Origin of the sequence: Vibrio sp. 10N.261.54.A5 (assembly GCF_041471145.1) — a bacterium.
Taxonomy (GTDB): Bacteria; Pseudomonadota; Gammaproteobacteria; order Enterobacterales; family Vibrionaceae; genus Vibrio; species Vibrio crassostreae_C.
Genome location: NZ_JBFRNU010000054.1, coordinates 46,000 through 64,652 on the forward strand (window position 1 = coordinate 46,000; position 18,653 = coordinate 64,652).

Below are 18,653 nucleotides of genomic sequence, written 5' to 3' on the forward strand. Positions count from 1 at the left end.
TGAGGTTTGTTATTACATCGTTCGCTACATAGTGAAAACAGGCGACATACCGCTGTCTTGTCCACTCATTAGCAACAAGCCAATTAAGACAAGCAAAACCCCACCAAAGAGTTGTAAATAATGACCTGCGGCTTTCAGTGTCGCACTGTTACTCTTGCTACCTGCAGCCAAATAGCGTTTTACCAAGTTCTTGCCTGTTAGTGTCATTATAGCAATCGTCGAGGTTGTGAAAGCAGTACCAATCGCCATGGCAAAAGCACTGACAACACCCATCCAATATAGGCCAACCATGTTTGCGAAAAGCAGTACCATGATGGCTCCGGTGCACGGTCTTACGCCAATCGTCACTATAATTCCAGCATATTCTCGGAGCGTTGAGGCTTTGTTGATTGCGTCTGCATCGGCTACATGCTGGTGGCTGCACCCACAGTCGGCATGAGAATGATCTGCATGAGTGTTAGCTGCGGCTTGCATTGTGCTAGTAGCGTCGATTATCGGAGAAGGGGCTGATATTGATGAACGAAGTGCCATTGGCGAACGCGCTGAAATTGTCGCAGCTGTGTCTGTTGCGAGTGTAGTGATGGCTTTCACTTTCAGCTTAGGCTTACGCATAGCGGTGTAGATGTTTTTCAAAGCCTTCCAACATATAAGCGCGCCGACGACCGCGACTAAGGCAAAGCTTAATGAAACAAACATATTCGCTTTGTCATTCACTACTCGCATGGAAGCACTAAAGCCCCACAGCAACACGCTTACTAGTAAGATTGCGACCAATGCTTGTAAAAAAGCGGAGACGACCGTAAGCACTAAACTCGCCTTGGCTTTGGTTGGGTGAGTCGCTAAGTAAGTCGACACGATAACTTTGCCGTGCCCAGGCCCCAAAGAATGAAGCATGCCATAGATAAAGCTGAACCCGATAAGGTAACTGCCTGCGCCCCAAGGGTTGGATTTAGCTTCATAGAGCAGGTCTGCAAGTTCTGAATTGACTTCTCTTTGCCATTGAATGCTAGAGATAACTAACGATGGCCACATGGACCACAGTTGATACGCACCAATAGCAATAAGCACGAACGCGCCAGCACCAATGAGGTAGTGATTGATTTTGGATTGATTTTTCTTCATTTAACAAGAACCTATATCTGAAATCTTTCTGTTAATTAGTTGCCATGCTTAATCAGCTAGACGCTGACTTAAAGGCTGAAACGAACCACTGCGACTAAGAAGCGGGAACCGCCGCACAATGAAGCTCAACCGATTGTGTAAACAGTTGGCCTAGCGTGTTATCTGGATCTGCATCGACAGGTAAAGACATTGCATAACTCATTTGCTCTGGCGTCGGGTTAGGCTCGATTAATTCTAAATGGCATTGTCTTGCTAGTTCAGGTGACAATGTCACGTCGCTGTTGGATAGCCACGACATGTCGACAAAGTAACTAGGGTCAAAAATCAATACGCGAAGCGAGTTTCGTGTCACAGGCTTAGGTTTAGAAAGTGGTAGGTCAAATGTTAGAACCATCTTGGCTTTATCACGCTCAAACTTTGCGTTCTCAACCACCTGATATTTGATGGGCTCTTCACCATCATAAAAGTACGTGAAGTAGTGCTCGTACATCATGTTTTCGATTACAGACGCAGCGAGCTTTTTGAATGTTTCAGTTTCTGTATCGGCAGAGACGTCTTCTCCATCCAACATGTACATCGAGGTCATTGCATCAAAAGACCACTCCATAGAGAGACCGGTGATCATGCCATTCTCTCCCTCAATATGAGTTTTCATCTCTATCCAAGAGTGAGGGTGGGCATATAGATTTGGCGCAAAACACAATAATGCTAGGCCAACAGTCAAGCCCTTGAGAGAGCGAAAGCATGTCGAGAAACGGCTTACATAGCGTGTGGAGAGGCGATTGATGACATCGATTAGAATAAATGGCTGTTTCATGAGAAATGATGGTAATTTAGTGTGATGTTATATTATAACAACCCGATGCGTTGTTCACTTCAAATTATAAGCTTGTTTACATTGAAGCCGACTGCAATTCTTGATTTTCAATCCAACCTATTTTTCCTATAAACATCTTTGATTGGTCCCTAATTCGACATTATTCAGACTAGTGTGTGACGTTGAATAGTCGATTAAGCTCTCGGTTGTGCGAGGCCTTTTTGTAATGGGTTTGAGCTTGGCTCTTGATAACAGGCATTAACAACGCAAAAAATACCCCCAGTAAAAATACTACCCCCTAGTATATATGGTTATTTGAAAGGTAACTGAGATAGGCTGAAGATGACGGTAAGTTTGGGTGCTTGTGATCTTAGTTATCGATCCAGTAAATCTTATTTTTCACATGATAGTTATTGGCATATGCCAATAATGGGGCGTATGCTGAACTCCTGATCATCAATAACAGGAAGTTACTATGTTATACGCAGTACCTTGTCGCGACCTTCATGTTGGCAACCACTTTGCTCGTTCCCCACAGATCGCGATTGTCGATGAACAACGACAGATAAAACAGATTGTTCCTTTGATTGACTCCGACACCTCTTGCAATAAAAAGAAGCAATGGATTTCGGTTCTCCGTTCTTACGATGTGAAATCTGTGGTGGTTCGTTATATTGGTAAGAAGATGCTAGCGCACTTGTTCAATAACGATATTCGAGTCTTGGCATCGACAGGTAAGGCAGAAATCGGGGCTTTGGATTTCGACAATCTACGGGAAGTGACCGATCTCGATTATGGTCGCGAGCCGAGAAATAGTGGGTGTGGCAATAAAACGTGCGGCGAAAACGGGCACAAAAAACAAGCTTCGATTCTAATGGTACAGCCTAATCAGCTGGGTGCTATTCGAGGGTTCCGACAATGACCTTTTTGTTGACGCTATTGGGGTTTGTCGGAGTCGTTACATTGATGGCGATAGGCGTGATTTTTTCGCGCAAGCCAATCAAAGGCAGCTGTGGAGGATTGGCGCAGTTAGATATTGAGCGTGAATGCAATTGCAAGGATGTGTGTGAAGGGCAAAGCAAAAAGCTGTATCAGATTACTGAGCCATCAAGCTAAGTATCGAAGTAAGCATCAGAGTTCTCGCTCACTGAGTTAAATAACTTCTGGCTAACACGTTAATTAACTACTTTGAATCACCAACGCGTGACCATTGACGATGCACTTGGCGACTTTAGCTCGTGCACGCTTGATAATGTTGCCGAACGTTTGGCGAGACACCTGCATTTGTTCAGCGGCTTCAAGCTGGCTCAGGCCTTCTTGATCAGCCAAGCGCAAGGCTTCGAGCTCTTCCAATAGCAATTCTTCTTTATGAAGCTCGTCCATAGGAACACCATTGGGCTTAAAACAAGAGTAAGCCGTACGGGTACACAACTGGCGATGTTTTTTTGGTCGAGCCATATCAATCTCTAGCAATCTAAGGGTAAAGGTAAGTATGAAGGTTTTCATTCCCCACAATCATCGGCGTTGCCAAGTGTGCAGCCAAGGTTTTTTCAACGACAGCGCCATTTTCTTTGAAGCTATTGGCGAGCATGAGACTTTAACTAAGCATGAGGCAGTAGCTAAATATAAAACCAGGGCCAAGATTGTACCAACAGATAAAGCTGAGGGCTACGATGGCATTATGCAGGGTGGCATTGTCACTACACTGCATGACAGCGCGATGTTGCATTGTCTATTTCAGAATGATATCAAGGCGATGACGGTGAGTTTAACCTCTCGTTTTCATCATCCGATTTTGATTGGTCAAGAACTGGAAGTTCGTGCCCAATGGGTGAAAAGTAGACGTAATATCTACTTCCTAGAAAGCCAAATTACTCAGTGCGGAAAGTTATGTTCGTCGGCACAAAGTCAGTTTATGTCAGTTTCTAGCTATCAAACTTAAGCTTGGTATAGCGGTGTTGTTTTATCAGTTATAAAAGTCCAACTACGGTTTCATAATCACTGAAAATAACGTGTACGAAGAAGAGATTAACCGCGCCCTGTTGAAGATTCGTGAGTCACGAAAGTGGCGTAAAATCTTGGTCGATTATTTCGCAGATCAGTAATCGAAATTAGAGGCTTATTCAAAAGCTTTTGGACTTTCGCCGTTACAGTTGATCTGAATCTGAGGCCTTGATCTTTTTGAAGTATTTAAATGCACTCCAAACCGCGTAAGCCGCAACCCCTACAATCAATGCCGAGCGAAGGAGAATAGGCGCATCATGCTCAAGTTGACCAACATGAGGAACAATACTGGCAAACAATCGACTGGTAAAAAGCAGCCCCATTACTAACATAATTACTTTATTCATGTGACCTGCCATTCAATTGAGTACGTTGCACAGAACGAGTTTTAGGGCGGTTAAACGGTTAACACGCCAGACAACGATTCTGATCGAAATAAAATCATGCGCTTCTCAAACGTAACCGTCAACGCGATATCAGCTTAAAGCCAGTAAGCTAAAATTTCGTTTTTGGAAGGGGGCTGTTCTGGTGCTGGAGTTTCGAGTTCGAGACTGTGGGAGGGCTATGACATCTTCCCGTGCAATTGATTTTCCGGATTTAATATTCTGATTTATGATCGCATGCATTCTAGGGGGGACAAATGTCCTCCTTTTTATTTGGAGAGGCGCAATAAAATAGGTGCCACTAAAACAAATAATAAAGGACACATCTATGGACCTATTCGCCCTACTTGATATCAACAATACTTTAGTCAATATCCCAATAGGGGATGGCTACGCAATGAGCTGGATTGAAGCATTCGGCACCGTGTTTGGTTTGTTGTGTATTTGGTTTGCAAGCCAAGAAAAAACCATTAACTACCTGTTCGGATTGCTGAATGTCACCTTATTCGCGGTTATCTTTTTCCAAATTCAGTTATACGGACTATTACTTCTACAACTCTTTTTCTTTTGCGCCAACATTTACGGTTGGTACGCATGGACACGTCCTAATGAGCAAGGTGAAACGCTAGAAGTTCGTTGGTTGAGCCAAAATAAATTAGTAGCAACGGCCGCAGCGTGTGCGATTTCTATTGCTTTGCTAACTATGTACATCGACCCATTCTTTTTTGCGCTAGCAAACATCGCGGTAGATAGCCTGAATCTATTTGGTGCGGATTTAGCGGAGCCAGTGCTTGAACCGGATGCGTTCCCATTCTGGGATGCCACGATGACCATTCTATCTATTGTTGCTCAAGTTCTTATGACACGTAAGTATGTTGAAAACTGGATACTGTGGATTGTGATTAACATTATCAGCGTTGGTATTTATGCGACGCAGGGTGTGTACGCAATGTCTGTTCAATACGCAATCTTAATGTTTATTGCGGCAAACGGTACTCGTGAGTGGGCACGCACAGCTAAACGAAACAGTGATAAATCGTTAACTCAAGCAACGGCTTCTTAGGAGTGAAGATGGCAAAGCAACCTCATATCTGCGTTGATGAAACGCAAATTGCTCCGTTAGTTATTGTTTGTGGTGAGCCAGATAGAGCGAATCGAATCGCTAACTTGCTTGAACATGCTGAACTGGTCTCTGAAAACCGTGAATATCGAATCTTCACTGGAACTCATCAAGGGAAAGCGATATCAGTTTGCAGCACGGGCATTGGCGCACCTTCAATGATCATTGCGGTAGAAGAACTTAAGTTGTGTGGTGTGACTCATATCATCAGAGTAGGGTCTGCAGGTGCGATGCAGTCACATATCGGGCTTGGTGAGCTAATTATTGCAGAGGGCGCGGTTCGCGATGAGGGTGGTTCTACCGCTTACGTTAAGCCGTCGTATCCCGCCTATGCAAGCTTCTCTCTGCTTAAAGAGCTAGACAAGTTCTTGCAGCAGCAAACAACACCTTACTATTTGGGCACGGTACGCTCACACGACAGTTTTTATACCGATGACGAGAAGGCGCTTTGTCAGTACTGGAATGGCAAAGGCATTTTAGGTGCAGACATGGAAACATCCGCGCTGTTTACCGTGGGACGCTTGAGAGGGCTTAATGTCGCTTCTATCTTGAACAATGTTGTCTTGTACGAACAAGATGTAAAGGAGGGCGTTGGGCAATATGTCGATGAGGCAGAGGTAATGATGCAAGGAGAGCGGCTAGCGTCATTAGCGGCACTGGAAGCATTAATTACTCAATAAGAGCCTGAATAAATGCAAGACGAAAGCGACGGGAGACCGTCGCTTTTTTATTGGGTTCTCTCCTGTGGTTTAAGTGGTTACAATCGTTTGAATATAAACAGCAGTAATGCAATGAGAGAGTAAGTATGAAGATTGCACCATACTCAAGCGGACGCTTTAAAAACTACTTAGAACAAAAAAGCTCTGAATTTAGAGATCTCATCTACCAACACCAAGTTAACTCTCGTTACTTCAATCAAAATGATGAAATCCTACGTCAAGGTGAGCAGCTTCAGTATCTTTATGTAGTGCCCGCTGGAAGAGTCTCTATGAGTATTTCGGCGGCTAATGGTCGACGCTTTCAATTGGGCGAAGTGAATTGTGATTATCATATCTTCGGTGAGATGGAGTTTTTCACGCAGACCCCTTGTCAGTGGAACGTAGTGGCTGATGAACACATGCAAGTTGATGTTATTTGTATCCAGAAACTATCAGAAGCGCTACATGAAAATCCGGAGATGATGTTCTTTTTCGCCTCTGCATTAGCGGAAGATTATCAAGACTCTATGGGCATTTACACTAATCGTCTTTTACACTCAATTACCTACAACATTGCCTACGACTTATTGGTTCAAAGTCAGACAAATACTGTGTTAGGCGGTTTCGATAAAGTGAATCAAGAAGCGGAACGTTTTGGCACATCGAGCAGAGTGTATCGAAGAGCGGTTAAAGACCTATTAGACAAGGGTTTCATCAGAAAAGGAGATCAAGGGTTAGAAATTGTCGATCAGCGAGCACTGCAAGCTTTTATTGACTCCTACGAATAATAAAAGAGCTTGGCACTTACTTAAATGCCAAGCTCGGTTTTTCAATGTTTACTATTAACTACTCGCATCTATTTATGAGCGACTTTCTCTCAGCAACTAGCAACTAGCAACTAGCAACTAGCCCGTAAGTGTCCGCGCACCATTACCGGCGACTAAGTATTAATCCTTAAGCTTTTGCATACATGAGTGTTCTATAACCACCGATTAAGTTGCGTGCTTTAAAGCCGTTGTTGACGAGTTGGCGATAAGCCACGTTACCACGTAACCCGACTTGGCAGTAGATTACAATCTCTTTGTCTTTTGATAGTTCGTCCATGCGGTGACGCAGTTGGTCGACAGGAATGTTGATTGCGCCTTCAATAAAGCCACCATTTTCTAGTTCGCCAGGGTTACGAACATCGAGTAGGAGTTGGTTGTCGCTTAATGTTGCAATCTCATCGAAATGAATAGGTGTCGCGTCACCTTTAATAATATTGTTGGCAACAAATGCGGCTTGGTTAATCACGTCCTTGGCACTCCCGTAAGGTGGTGCATAGGTTAATTCAAGGTGTTGAAGCTGATCAACGGTCATACCTGCACGTTGAGCTACTGCCATAACATCAATGCGTTTATCAACGCCATCTTTACCGACGGCTTGCGCACCTAGTATTTTCCCTGTCTTAGGGGCGAATAACATCTTGAACGAGACAATCTCAGCGCCAGGATAGTAGCTAGCGTGGCTTGCGGTATGCACATAGACTTTTTCATAGTCGACGCCTTCACGCTTCAACTGTTTTTCGTTTTTCCCTGTTGAGGCAACGGCTAGGTCAAAAATCTTACAGATAGCTGTGCCCTGTGTACCTTGATAGATTTCATTGCGTCCGAGCATGTTGTCGGCAGCCATACGACCTTGACGGTTAGCAGGGCCAGCAAGCGGAACTAGAGTTTGTGCACCTGTGACAAAGTCTTTTTCTTCGACCACATCACCCACAGCGTAGATGCTAGGATCGCTAGTCTGCATCATTTCATTGGTGTAGATACCACCTAGTTCGCCAATTTGAAGTCCTGCTTCTTTTGCTAACTTAGTCTCAGGACGCACACCGATAGCCATGATTAAGATATCAGTAGTTAATGACTCGCCATTATTAAGTGTTAATTCTAATTCACCCTCTATGTGTTGGTGCTTCTCGCTCTCGCCTGAATCAAAACTTGCGATGTGTTCGTTAGGTATATATTTCACAGACTCAAGCGCGACGCCGAGTTTTAGGTCGATGCCTTTGTCACGAATCTCCGCATGGGCAAAGCCGGCCATTTCCCGGTCTACTGGCGTCATTACTTGGTCAGCCATCTCAATCAACGAAGTCTTGATCCCAAGCTGATGAAACGCTTCCATCATTTCCAAGCCGATAAAGCCACCGCCAACAACTGTCGCGTGCTCAGGTTTATTCATTTGGATTGTTTCGATGATGCGATCCATATCTGGAATATTGCGTAGTGAATGGGTGAGGGGGTTATCGATTCCTGAGATGGGAGGAACGACGGCACCGGCTCCAGGGCTGAGTAATAAGAAGTCGTAACTCTCGCTGTAGTGATTACCATCAACAAGATTTTTGACTGTAACGGTTTTATTGGTGCGATCAATAGAGGTAACTTCGTTCATCACTCGTGCGTCAACGTTGAAGCGAGCTAAGAAGCTTTCAGGTGTTTGTAACAGAAGCTTGCTTCTATCCTCGATATCGCCACCTATGTGGTATGGCAATCCACAGTTGGCAAAAGAGACGAATGGTCCTCGTTCAAACATTATGATTTCGGCTTCTTCACTAAGACGACGAGCGCGTGCAGCAGCTGAAGCACCTCCAGCTACGCCACCGATGATTACAATTTTAGTCATACGTTTACCTATTACTGTCTCTAAGTTTAACTATACAAATTGCCGAGCATAGAGCTTGTATCTTCTTAATGATCAGTACTGGCTGGTCGCCGGCGATTGAGTAGTTTTCGATATACCTAGATACTATAAAGATGTAAATTAGCATTGTCTAATATTTATTTTGAAGCTATCACCTCGGGATTGAGCGTTTGGTCCAAGGGCTGTGATTAGACTAAAGCACGCTAGTAAAGGTAATACGCGTTAGCGAGTCGAGTACAGGTTAGCCAAATTAACTGTCATGAGCATAATGAACAGGATCACGGATGTGCTGACTGATTACGTTCTTCAGATCTTGTTCATACAGATCTAGCCAGGCATAACGCTCGCGATACAACTTACGCTTTTGACGTTTTAGAGCTTCAAGATCTTTCCTGTTCGGGTTTGTCGGGAGACGATAGAAATAGTTATCATGCACCTGTCCATCGTGCTCTTCCCACAGACTGTCGTATTTAAGGCTGATGTCTTTGTTTTTCTTACCGTAGCGTAATGAGTTCGAGACATGACCAGACTCTTTTACCGCATAGATATTGTCGATACCCAAGTTAATAGCGAGCAGTCGTAGTGTTTCTACCATGAAGGATTTAGGTCTTAAACCGTAAAAAGCTTTGGTGAATGTGCGGCTAAATCCATTGTCATTGGCGCCACCCTGTATACCGCCGATGTAGATGTTGTTGTCGAAAACAGTAAACGAAATGGTATACATTTTTTCGAGTTGAGAGTTGGTCAATGAAATTGTCAGTTCACCTTCTTTTCTCGCGTTTCTTTCGAAGCTGAGATTAACCAGATAAACGTTGTCATCTATCTCAAGTTTTAAAAGATTGAGCCTTTCGTTATAGATTTGGTGTCTAGCTTCTGTTGCGAAGGTGTTTTCAAACCAGTCGTAGTGTTTGGATAAGATATCGGTCTTTTCTTTATTGCTAAAGCCAGTACATAAGTAGGGAGTCACAAATTTAGAAAGGAAGTTGGGTTGCTTGATAAATAATAACTTTCTCTCTTCAGAGTTGAAATTATTACTCATTTTTCGAGTAGCTGAATAATAAAACAGGGCTCGAATAGTAAACTTAACTATCGCTTTGTACTTACCCTTATTTTTATGGGTATTTGCTTCAATCCCCATGCGAACGACATTCATAATCACCTCAAAGAAGAAGGATTGCTCGAACATAGTCGTGTCATGAACCCTTCCAATAATCTCACCAATAACAAGAAAATGATGATAGTGAAAAAGGTGATTTGGGTAAGTATGGATATGTATAGCTATGTAACTCAATCAGTTACTTAGCGTTCAGATTTTGGACAGATGTGTTTGTCGCTTTAGTGGGGAGGGGTATCAATGTTATTTATTAGAGGCGCTTGCTCCTAAATCAAAAATGCCACTACAAATCTGCAGTGGCATTAGAACGATAACAAACTATCACCTTGCTTAAACCTAAACTTTAGTTCTTATATAAACTAAAGTTCTAACAGTTTAGCCAGTTCACGCTCTTCGAGAAGCTCTTCAATGCGTTGACGAGTCTTAGGCGTTTCGGCTTGCGCTTTAGTCGACTTGCCTGCTTTTTTGCTTCGGCTCGTTTTCGCTTTTTCCTTAGTCGTCATCGTAATCTTCCTTGTGTTTTTTGTGTTACAGGTTGCACGTTTCTTTTAGTGCCTTGCCCGCTTTAAATGCTGGCGTCTTTGATGCGGCAATCTGAATCTCTTCTCCGGTTCGCGGGTTACGACCAGTGCGAGCAGCTCGAGAGTTAACTTTAAAGCTACCAAATCCAAGGATCGATACGTCATCACCGTTCGCAAGCGAAGTAGAGATACCTTCAACTAGCGCATTTAGTGCTGTGCCTGCTTGGTCTTTTGAGATGTCTGCAGAAGTCGCGATGTGTTCAACTAATTGAGATTTGTTCATAATCTATATTCCTTATTGAGTACGGCTGGCGTCTACCTTTAGCACCTAGCTTATGGATCTTATCAACAGCAATTGAAATAATGTCAGTGAGCGGGTAGAGCTTTGTAAAGTAACCAACAGAATTGACTATAAAAGCATCTGTCGGTTCAATCAATGCAATTCATTGATTATTATTGGTTTATAGACATGTTGCCCAAATTTACTTGAGAAAAGAGCATTAGGGTTGCCCGTTCGATTCATAATCCAAATCGAAGCTGTCATCTATCACGTGGATAACGAAAGAGTAAAAACAAAGAAGCCCAGCTTAATTGCTGGGCTTCATGTTGTGCTGTCAGAGCGATTTGTTAATTCAGAACTATTTAGTAATAAAAATTTGTTCTGTTTCTAGTGATGTCATCGTGCGAACTTGACGCCAAATGTAGTAGAAAATACCTAACATCATCAGCATGCTTGGGATGGCGATTGCTGGGTAGCTGTAAAGTGTCAGCTTGCCAAGTTCTTCATTAAAGGCAGCGGTGCCAGCAGGGCTAGTCACAATCCAAGTCGCTAGGAAGTAGTTCATAGCTGAAGAAAATGCGAAAGTACTCGCGAATAGGTAGTTGGATGTCATTAGACAACGATCAAACTTTGCTTGGTTACCGAACTGCTTTAGGCGCTCTTCAATAAGAGAGATATTTAACAGGGCCGGTGTGAAGATAACTTTCTGGATAAACGGGTAGCGGGTGAAGGTTGAGCCAAGAACCGCCAAACCAATTAGACCAGGGATTAATGCTTCTTTTAGTGCTAACCAACGAGTGTCTAGCTCAAAGAAACCAATACCGCCCGTCAATAGCACGCTTACAAAGCCGAGCGCAGCGATGAAGTTGAACTTCTTGTTGCGGATCAACTCCATGCCACCGTAAGCAATAGGGAAGGCTAGTGCGACAAGTAATGCTAAGCCTGTTCCGAGAAGCTCATCTCCACTGAACTTCATTAAAATGAATGAAGGAAGAAAGACGTTAAACACGACTTCGAAAAGAGGACTCGATTTTTTGTTTTCTGTGTTACTCATAATTTCTAAATACATTATGTTATGGATTTATTCTCAGGGATTGTTGTTTACCTCGCCCAAGATGTAAAGCCTTAAGGCGTCATGCTGTGTAACGACATGTGACATCAACGACATCTCTGAGCCTATATAACGCTCAATTTAATACTTTGTGAGGGATGTTTATCTGGCCGACTTGGGGAAATCGAGTGGAAATTTTGGTTTAGTTTATTCAAACCTAATTCAGTTTATTGCGTTGTCGCGTACTCTTACTCACATTCACCGCTCTTAAACGATTGATGAATGTGAAATGAGGGAGAATAGAAAGGAAGAGTTATAAGCCCATTATTCGTCGAAAAGTAGGTTAAAGCTCAAAGGGATTTGGTCGGAAATCGCTAATCCACCCACGGTCGCTGAAAGTTTGTTTAGATTCTCTGTAGATATCCCAAAATCAGCGCCGTTGACGATGATTGTCGAAGCTGAGCTAACCATGACAAACCCTGAGGATGGAACCACCACAACTGGGAAGTCGATCGTTTTGGTTACGCCGTGTAAAGTAACTTCCGCTGCTACTGTTGTTCTTTTTGGATCACCAGATAGCATCGACGGTTCAACCTTCCCAGAGATCTTCACTTCAGGAAAAGTCATCGATTCAAAGTAGAGTTCATTCAGTCTCTGGTCACGAATAGCGACTCCGGTGCTCACGCTTTTCAAGTCCAATACTATTGAAAACTGGCCCTCTTCGGTAAGCCTTCCAGACATAGGTTTGATGGATGCGGGCTCGACAACAAACTGCTTTTTAATGGTCGCGAATGTGATGTTCGATAACTTCGGATCTAATGTGTAGCCCGACTCCGCGAAAGATTGAGCGGAGATAACGGTGCATAGGAGGCCGAATGTAGAGATTAGTTTTTTCATAAGTTGTCACCAGATTGATGAATTCACAGGTTTACGTTCTTGAGTCGTACGTTTTTAAAATGACTTTTTGGAAAGAGTGATTGAGAGAAGCTTAGTTCAGCATTCGAAAAATTACCGCAGGAAAAGAAGAGCGTCGCTGTATTACTGGAATCATGATCGACGAAGTGACTTGTTTATTTTTAGTTATGTTATAACACAACTAAAATCACTCTTGCCAAGAATAATTATTCTGTTGGTAAAAGGGGAGCGATGAGCATGTATCAAGGAGACGACGTAATGAATGCCGTGTTAACCAAGCCTTTGGCTACCAATAGCAGCCAGCCACTCAACATTAGTTCAGCTGTGAGTATTCAGGATAAGGCAAATCACAAGCCAAGCTCGAGTGCTTCTGAGCAGCCAACGGTATTAGCGGATATCTACCAAAGTGATATTAATATAGCGGTATGGCAGCGACAGTTTGATGAAGGCTTAACGACGGCAATTAGTGAATTTATCGCCTTGAATCCAAACTTTAGTGAGTCTGTTAGCGTGTCACCTGAAAATGCTTTCGATAAGTTGGAATTTGCCACCGATGGCACCGCCTCTAAAGCGCTGTTAGAAAACATGGCAGAGCTGGTGGATATGTTCTGTTGTTTGTTTGAGCTTGAAGAAGTCGGGTTACGTTTAGCCGTTCTGAATAAAGCGATGTGCCCACGTTTCCATTTTGATCAAGTGCCTTGCCGCTTGGTGACAACTTATCATGGTGTTGCGACTCAATGGTTGCCAAACGACTTAGTCGACCGTTCTAAGCTAGGGCTAGGGGCTAACGGAAAGCCTGATTCTGTTTCAGGCCTGTACAACGACGAATCTGACATCCAGAAAATGGCCAGTGGTGATGTTGCGTTATTAAAAGGGGAGCGTTGGAGTGGCAATGAGAATAGAGGCCTTGTTCACCGTTCACCAGTCACTTCATCTGACGAAACACGATTGCTGTTAACGTTGGACTTTGGTTGATCAACTTTTGACTATTTAGTTCGCAACCTGTTTCTATTCAGACGTTCAACTCATTTAAATACCTTCCTAATGAGCTAACGGCATGGCGCGATCTGTGCTGTTATTATTCTCAAACAGAGACACTCATCAGCTGACCATGTTTAGCACATTAATTCAAAATTTAGAGTTTACCATTCTCTAAATCAATGGGTTACGATGCGTGCACTTACTCACATATATCAATATTTCAGTTCCTCATCGGTTTCTTAATTTATTTTAAAGCGTAAAATATATCCCGCTTGCAAACCGCTTTGGCAATCAATTTGTTCGCCACGGTTTATTACTTCCAAATTATAGGTTTCCTATGTTCAAGAAACTCTCGCTTAAAAATAAGCTGGCGATTTCAGCCAGTATGGCCATTATCCTGGGGGGGATTTTGGTCGAGGCATTGTCTTTTCGTGCTTCACTGCAAAGGTTGGATATTGAAGTTGAACAGCGCTTAGAGGGCGCATCGGCTTCGTACAATCAATATGTATCGGATTGGATCTTATCCAAAGAGCGTGCGCTTACTTCTCTTTCGAAAGAGTCCAAACAAGAAAGCTTGGTGACTCATCTAAAACAGGTTCGTGACTCAGCCTCTTTTGATAATGTCTTCTTGGCATTTCCTGATGGTTCGCAAAAGAACGCGAACGGTGTTGTGTTGCCACCGGGCAATGATGATCCACGCGTATGGGGTTGGTACACCAACGCGGTAGCAAACCCTAGTAAGGTGTTCATGGATAATCCAACGGTTGCAGCTGCAACTGGGGCGAATGTTGTGTCGCTGGGTACTGCCATGCAATTACATGGTCAACAGGTTGTGTTAGGCGCGGATGTTGAAATTACCGACATTCTTAATAGCCTAGAGCAAGTGATTCTTCCGGGTGAAGGTTACATGTTCATCGCGACCAATAAAGGCACGGTTTATACGCACCCTGACACCAAGTTACTGAACAAAAATATCAGCTCACTTGGGTTAGATTTTGCGGACGTACAAAAGGCGCTGACTAGCGGTAAAGACACTTCTATCGAGTTGAATGGTAGCGACTATGTTCTGTACGCACGTGCGATTGATGGAACGAGCCTGATTACTGTGAGCGTTGTTAACCATGACTCTCTGGTTGCGCCACTATTTGATGCAGTGATTGGTCAAGTGTTGGTGACGCTACTTGTGGTGATCGTATGTACTATACTGTTTAACCTGTTGTGTACGATTCTATTCCGCCCGTTGAACCACGTTTCTCAAGCACTGGCGCAAATCGCGAATGGTAGTGGTGATTTAACTCAACGCATTCATGTTGAAAACCAAGATGAAGTGGGCGAGTTGGCTCATAACTTCAATACCTTTGTTGGAAGCTTACAGCAGTTGATTGGCCATATCCGTGGGCAGTCAGAACAGCTAAACAGCCAGTCAGAGCAAAGTGCTCAGCGTGCGAACCGTTCGGTGGATGAGCTTAATCATCAGCAGCAAGAAATCACTATGGTCGCGACGGCCGTAACTGAAATGGCGAGCGCCACGCAAGAGATAGCATCGCATGCCGAGCAAACAGCAAAAGCGGCGCAAGATTCAGCGACAAGCACTAACAGTGGTCACGCTCTGGTTGTGGATACCAAAGGTTCAATCAATAACCTAGCCAATGAAGTTAATGAAGCGGGTAGTGTGATTAGCGAACTTAACAAGCATGCTCAAGATATCTCGACTGTACTCGCAACGATTCAAGGCATTGCAGAGCAAACCAACTTACTTGCTTTGAATGCTGCGATTGAAGCGGCTCGTGCTGGCGAACAAGGTCGTGGCTTTGCTGTGGTTGCTGATGAAGTACGTGTGCTTTCGCAGCGCACTCACTCTTCAACAGAAGAGATCAAATCAACGATTGATATCCTGCAACGCACGACAGCTCAGGCGGTTGAGCTGATGGAGAGCAGTTCTAAGTTGGCAATACATTCAGTAGAAGATGCCGATCGAGCTTCGCATGCGCTTGAAGAGATCAATACTGCAGTTGCTTTGATCAGCGATATGGCGACTCAAATCGCGACGGCTGCTGAAGAGCAAACACATGTGACGGGTGAAATTACCCAGAACGTGACGACCATTAAAGATGTTACCGACCACTTAGTTGTGGGCGCACAGGACAGCTTAACTGAGTCGAACGAACTTAAGAGCCAAGCCGCTGGCTTAAGTGACAAAGTGGCGACTTTTAAGCTTGCTTAACTGGTTCGCTCACTGATGCCTGATCAGTGAGTGCACGTTAAGCAATAAGCCAAAGCGACGTAGATTACGTCGCTTTTTTTGTATTTGTGAGTAATCGAATTCTTTACTAATCTACTTCTGAAAACTCTTTCAGCGCACTCATTGCAGCTTCTGCTTTGTATTTTTGAACGAAGATGTGGTCGTGATAGTAGCCCGCAACCACGTTAGCGCTAATGCCGTAAGAGCCAAGCTTTGTCGCAAACGCCGCCGTTAATCCAACCGCTTCAAGGCTCGAATGTACCGATAAAGTGATAAGGCTAAATACACCGTCGAAGTTTAGCTGAGCTTTGGTCGCAACGTCTTCTTTCAGAACCAGTGTTAAACCTTCTTTCTCACGAAAAGTCGAGATTGGATTGAGCTGAACATAGTCTGCCAATCCCCCGCCTACAGTACAAAAAACATAGCTCCCGTCGATTAATTCTGGTGACATGGATTTCAGTAGAAGGTCTAGGTCGGTAATGGCAGCCATAGTCAGTTTCCCTGCGTGAATAAGCTAATTGATGATGTATGCAGTCACGATAGAAGCAACTGACAGTTAAGTAAAATTAATGATTTTAATTCTGCATCAGTTTTACTAATGGCAAGTTTTCCTCCTTAGTGATGGCATCGTACTTCTACCAACTTGTCGATTGTTCCATCTCGTCAGATAAATGGTCGATAAAGGCTCTTAACAGCGGTGTGACTTGTTTACGCGTTCCATAAATAGCATGAACACCGAGCGTTTTAGGTTGCCATTCAGAAAGCAGTGGCACTAATAGACCATCACGCATCAAGGTTTCCACTGAAGGGAAGGGCAGTAAACAGATACCGTTGCCTTTGAGTGTGGCAGAAAGCAGAACCTCTGAGGTGTTTGCACTGATATTCCCTTTAATCGGAACCGATTCGAGCCCATTGGGGCCATTGAACGTCCAAGCGGTTTTGCCAAAGTAACTGAACGATAAACAGTTGTGGTGCGCTAGATCTTGGGCTTCTGTGGGTGTGCCTTTCTCTTTTAGATATTGAGGCGATGAGCAAATCACGGAGCGGCATTCACCGATCTGCTTCGCGACAATATTGGGCGTCAGTTCGTTGGTTATGCGAATGGCCAAATCGATGCGTGACTCAACCAGGTTGACGGTCTGATCAGTCGAGATAATGTCGATAGAAACCTCTGGCCATTTGGCGATGAAGCGACTAATTGATTCCATCAAGAAGCTATCGACAATCGAGTAGCTCGCAGTAATACGCAGCTGACCTTTTAAATGCTCTCGGTTTTGGTTTCTGATCCCAGCTAGGGATGTTTCCAGTGCCAAAAGTTCTCTGGCGACCTCAAGTGTTTCTTTACCTGCGCTGGTTAAACTCAAGCTTCGTGTTGTTCTGTGAAGCAAGCGTGTGTCCATCCATGTTTCTAACTCACCCAAATAACGAGTGACCTTGGTTCGTGATAGATCAAGGTGCTCTGCCGCTGCGCTCAAACTGCCACGTTCCACTATGGTGACAAAGACATTCATTGCCTCGAGTTTATCCATTGTTTTATTGCCTAGAGAATTAAACCGACCTCAGTATATGTCCGAAAACTGCAATAGTTAAAGTCAATTTGATATCTATTTCATCTAAAAACAATCAAATAAGATATTTGGACATTCAACGAGTTGGCAGGTGTTCAACTCCAAGTATCGGAATAAAGCCATGAATACGTTATCGAAAAACCTGTTATTAAAAAGCATGCTTTTAGGAACCATAAGCCTAGGAACCGTGCTGGCATCAAGTGTTGCTTTAGCTGTGGATCTGAACATCACTCACTATAACCCCGGTGAGAACGCGATATTCCCTGCAAGCTCGGTATTGGTTTCGGGTGAGAAAGAAGTGATTCTATTTGACGCACAATTCAGTGTCGCAGACGGACAAAATTTGGTGGAGCAAATCAAAGCCACAGGCAAAAAATTATCGATGGTTTACATCAGCAGCGGCGACCCAGATTACTACTTTGGTTTGGAACCGATAGTTTCGGCATTTCCTAACGTTAAAGTCGTTGCCAGTGAAGCCGTTGTCGCGCATATCAAACGCACCAAAGATGCAAAGCTTGAATACTGGGGGCCTATATTAGAAGGCAACGCGCCCTCTAAGGTGATTGTTCCAATGGTGATGAACGACACAACATTAAGCATCGAAGGTGAAACCATCGAAGTGAAAGAGATAAATACACACCAAGCTTACCTATGGGTTCCGTCTGAAAAAACGGTGTTTGGTGGCGTGTCGGTGTATAGCGGTGTGCATGTATGGATGGCAGATACTGCATCGAAAGAGATTCGTAGCCAGTGGTCACAATCGTTGGAGCGTATGAAAGCACTAGAGCCAGAGGTTGTAATTCCGGGTCACTATTTAGGTGAAATGCCAACAGGAATAAATGCAGTTCACTTCACGAAGGATTATGTGGCTGATATTGAAAAAGCGTTGGCGAGCAAAAGTAATCCAACATCGGTCGAGATCAGTGATTACATGAAGAAAGCCTACCCGAAATTTGAGGCTACGGAAGGCGATTTAGAACTTGGCGCGAAAGTGCTAAGCGGCGAGATGGCTTGGCACTAGAGTTGATTATCTCGGTTGTGTCCCAGAACAGTCTGAAGATTGTATGCTAGATTTATTGGTGATACACAACTGGAGATATCGATGATCTGGCTTTCAGTGAAAGTACTACAGATTGGACTTGTCTATGGATACAGGAAGTA

The 18,653-nt window shown here is 43.8% G+C and carries 21 protein-coding genes and 1 pseudogene; 10 read left to right on the plus strand and 12 right to left on the minus strand.

Annotated features, from left to right (window positions below; translation table 11 throughout):
- Window positions 1-24: 24 nt before the first annotated feature.
- On the minus strand, window positions 25-1,122 hold the full coding sequence (locus AB4329_RS16295) for a nickel/cobalt transporter (RefSeq protein WP_065583692.1): 1,098 nt from the start codon (window positions 1,120-1,122) through the stop codon (window positions 25-27).
- 94 nt (window positions 1,123-1,216) lie between these two features.
- On the minus strand, window positions 1,217-1,939 hold the full coding sequence (locus AB4329_RS16300) for a DUF1007 family protein (RefSeq protein ID WP_029235926.1): 723 nt from the start codon (window positions 1,937-1,939) through the stop codon (window positions 1,217-1,219).
- Window positions 1,940-2,414: 475 nt separating this feature from the next.
- On the opposite strand from AB4329_RS16300, the gene AB4329_RS16305 reads away from it, so the two are divergent.
- Both AB4329_RS16305 and nqrM read left to right on the plus strand, forming a co-directional pair.
- On the plus strand, window positions 2,415-2,861 hold the full coding sequence (locus AB4329_RS16305; protein ID WP_017059102.1) for a NifB/NifX family molybdenum-iron cluster-binding protein: 447 nt from the start codon (window positions 2,415-2,417) through the stop codon (window positions 2,859-2,861).
- Window positions 2,858-3,055 (plus strand): (Na+)-NQR maturation NqrM, encoded by a 198-nt coding sequence (gene nqrM, locus AB4329_RS16310; protein ID WP_017059103.1) that lies wholly within the window; start codon window positions 2,858-2,860, stop codon window positions 3,053-3,055. Before AB4329_RS16305 ends, nqrM begins: the two co-directional genes overlap by 4 nt.
- 63 nt (window positions 3,056-3,118) lie before the next feature.
- Here the strand turns inward: nqrM and AB4329_RS16315 are convergent, their stop codons facing one another.
- On the minus strand, window positions 3,119-3,397 hold the full coding sequence (locus tag AB4329_RS16315; RefSeq protein WP_029235478.1) for a DUF134 domain-containing protein: 279 nt from the start codon (window positions 3,395-3,397) through the stop codon (window positions 3,119-3,121).
- 34 nt (window positions 3,398-3,431) lie between these two features.
- Here AB4329_RS16315 and AB4329_RS16320 point away from each other — a divergent pair, with 34 nt between their 5' ends.
- Together AB4329_RS16320 and AB4329_RS16325 are read left to right on the plus strand one after the other, a co-directional pair.
- Window positions 3,432-3,881, plus strand: coding sequence for a PaaI family thioesterase (locus AB4329_RS16320; protein ID WP_372138768.1), 450 nt, complete (start codon window positions 3,432-3,434; stop codon window positions 3,879-3,881).
- Between the two features lie 34 nt (window positions 3,882-3,915).
- Window positions 3,916-4,044: pseudogene (locus AB4329_RS16325) on the plus strand (ABC transporter substrate-binding protein); the annotation flags it as partial.
- A 42-nt stretch (window positions 4,045-4,086) separates the two neighbouring features.
- Here AB4329_RS16325 and AB4329_RS16330 read toward each other — a convergent pair.
- Window positions 4,087-4,290, minus strand: coding sequence for a hypothetical protein (locus AB4329_RS16330; protein WP_017059106.1), 204 nt, complete (start codon window positions 4,288-4,290; stop codon window positions 4,087-4,089).
- A 364-nt stretch (window positions 4,291-4,654) separates the two neighbouring features.
- On the opposite strand from AB4329_RS16330, the gene pnuC reads away from it, so the two are divergent.
- The 3 genes from pnuC to AB4329_RS16345 all read left to right on the plus strand — a co-directional run bounded on the left by pnuC (window position 4,655) and on the right by AB4329_RS16345 (window position 6,932).
- Entirely contained in the window at window positions 4,655-5,389 is a 735-nt protein-coding gene (gene pnuC, locus AB4329_RS16335; protein ID WP_017065475.1) for a nicotinamide riboside transporter PnuC, read from the plus strand.
- Between the two features lie 8 nt (window positions 5,390-5,397).
- The gene (locus tag AB4329_RS16340) at window positions 5,398-6,126 is read left to right on the plus strand and encodes a nucleoside phosphorylase (RefSeq protein WP_372138770.1); all 729 of its coding nucleotides are present in this window, start codon (window positions 5,398-5,400) and stop codon (window positions 6,124-6,126) included.
- A gap of 125 nt (window positions 6,127-6,251) precedes the next feature.
- Window positions 6,252-6,932 (plus strand): Crp/Fnr family transcriptional regulator, encoded by a 681-nt coding sequence (locus tag AB4329_RS16345; RefSeq protein WP_017072032.1) that lies wholly within the window; start codon window positions 6,252-6,254, stop codon window positions 6,930-6,932.
- 166 nt (window positions 6,933-7,098) lie between these two features.
- On the opposite strand, the gene AB4329_RS16350 is transcribed toward AB4329_RS16345, so the two are convergent.
- The 6 genes from AB4329_RS16350 to AB4329_RS16375 form a co-directional block, all read right to left on the minus strand.
- Window positions 7,099-8,802: an FAD-dependent oxidoreductase gene (locus AB4329_RS16350; RefSeq protein WP_065583695.1), complete on the minus strand. Its 1,704-nt coding sequence runs from the start codon at window positions 8,800-8,802 to the stop codon at window positions 7,099-7,101.
- Window positions 8,803-9,070: 268 nt separating this feature from the next.
- Window positions 9,071-9,973 carry a VirK/YbjX family protein gene (locus AB4329_RS16355; RefSeq protein WP_136974869.1) on the minus strand — a complete coding sequence of 301 codons (903 nt, stop codon included), beginning with the start codon at window positions 9,971-9,973 and terminating at the stop codon, window positions 9,071-9,073.
- A 320-nt stretch (window positions 9,974-10,293) separates the two neighbouring features.
- The gene (locus AB4329_RS16360; protein WP_017059112.1) at window positions 10,294-10,437 is read right to left on the minus strand and encodes a hypothetical protein; all 144 of its coding nucleotides are present in this window, start codon (window positions 10,435-10,437) and stop codon (window positions 10,294-10,296) included.
- A 25-nt stretch (window positions 10,438-10,462) separates the two neighbouring features.
- Window positions 10,463-10,738, minus strand: a complete 276-nt coding sequence (locus AB4329_RS16365) for an HU family DNA-binding protein (RefSeq protein WP_017059113.1) — start codon at window positions 10,736-10,738, stop codon at window positions 10,463-10,465.
- 355 nt (window positions 10,739-11,093) lie between these two features.
- Complete coding sequence (locus tag AB4329_RS16370) at window positions 11,094-11,789, minus strand: VC0807 family protein (RefSeq protein ID WP_017065484.1); 696 nt, start codon at window positions 11,787-11,789, stop codon at window positions 11,094-11,096.
- A 321-nt stretch (window positions 11,790-12,110) separates the two neighbouring features.
- On the minus strand, window positions 12,111-12,683 hold the full coding sequence (locus AB4329_RS16375) for a YceI family protein (protein WP_372138772.1): 573 nt from the start codon (window positions 12,681-12,683) through the stop codon (window positions 12,111-12,113).
- Window positions 12,684-12,959: 276 nt separating this feature from the next.
- Between AB4329_RS16375 and AB4329_RS16380 the strand changes: the two genes are divergently transcribed.
- Together AB4329_RS16380 and AB4329_RS16385 are read left to right on the plus strand one after the other, a co-directional pair.
- Complete coding sequence (locus AB4329_RS16380) at window positions 12,960-13,676, plus strand: DUF1826 domain-containing protein (protein ID WP_372138828.1); 717 nt, start codon at window positions 12,960-12,962, stop codon at window positions 13,674-13,676.
- Window positions 13,677-14,019: 343 nt separating this feature from the next.
- Window positions 14,020-15,906: a methyl-accepting chemotaxis protein gene (locus AB4329_RS16385; RefSeq protein ID WP_372138774.1), complete on the plus strand. Its 1,887-nt coding sequence runs from the start codon at window positions 14,020-14,022 to the stop codon at window positions 15,904-15,906.
- Window positions 15,907-16,012: 106 nt separating this feature from the next.
- On the opposite strand, the gene AB4329_RS16390 is transcribed toward AB4329_RS16385, so the two are convergent.
- Both AB4329_RS16390 and AB4329_RS16395 read right to left on the minus strand, forming a co-directional pair.
- Window positions 16,013-16,414: an ACT domain-containing protein gene (locus tag AB4329_RS16390; protein WP_372138776.1), complete on the minus strand. Its 402-nt coding sequence runs from the start codon at window positions 16,412-16,414 to the stop codon at window positions 16,013-16,015.
- Window positions 16,415-16,559: 145 nt separating this feature from the next.
- Window positions 16,560-17,453, minus strand: coding sequence for a LysR family transcriptional regulator (locus tag AB4329_RS16395; RefSeq protein ID WP_372138778.1), 894 nt, complete (start codon window positions 17,451-17,453; stop codon window positions 16,560-16,562).
- A 160-nt stretch (window positions 17,454-17,613) separates the two neighbouring features.
- On the opposite strand from AB4329_RS16395, the gene AB4329_RS16400 reads away from it, so the two are divergent.
- Window positions 17,614-18,513 (plus strand): Vmh family MBL fold metallo-hydrolase, encoded by a 900-nt coding sequence (locus AB4329_RS16400; protein WP_102393121.1) that lies wholly within the window; start codon window positions 17,614-17,616, stop codon window positions 18,511-18,513.
- The last annotated feature ends 140 nt before the right edge of the window (window positions 18,514-18,653 follow it).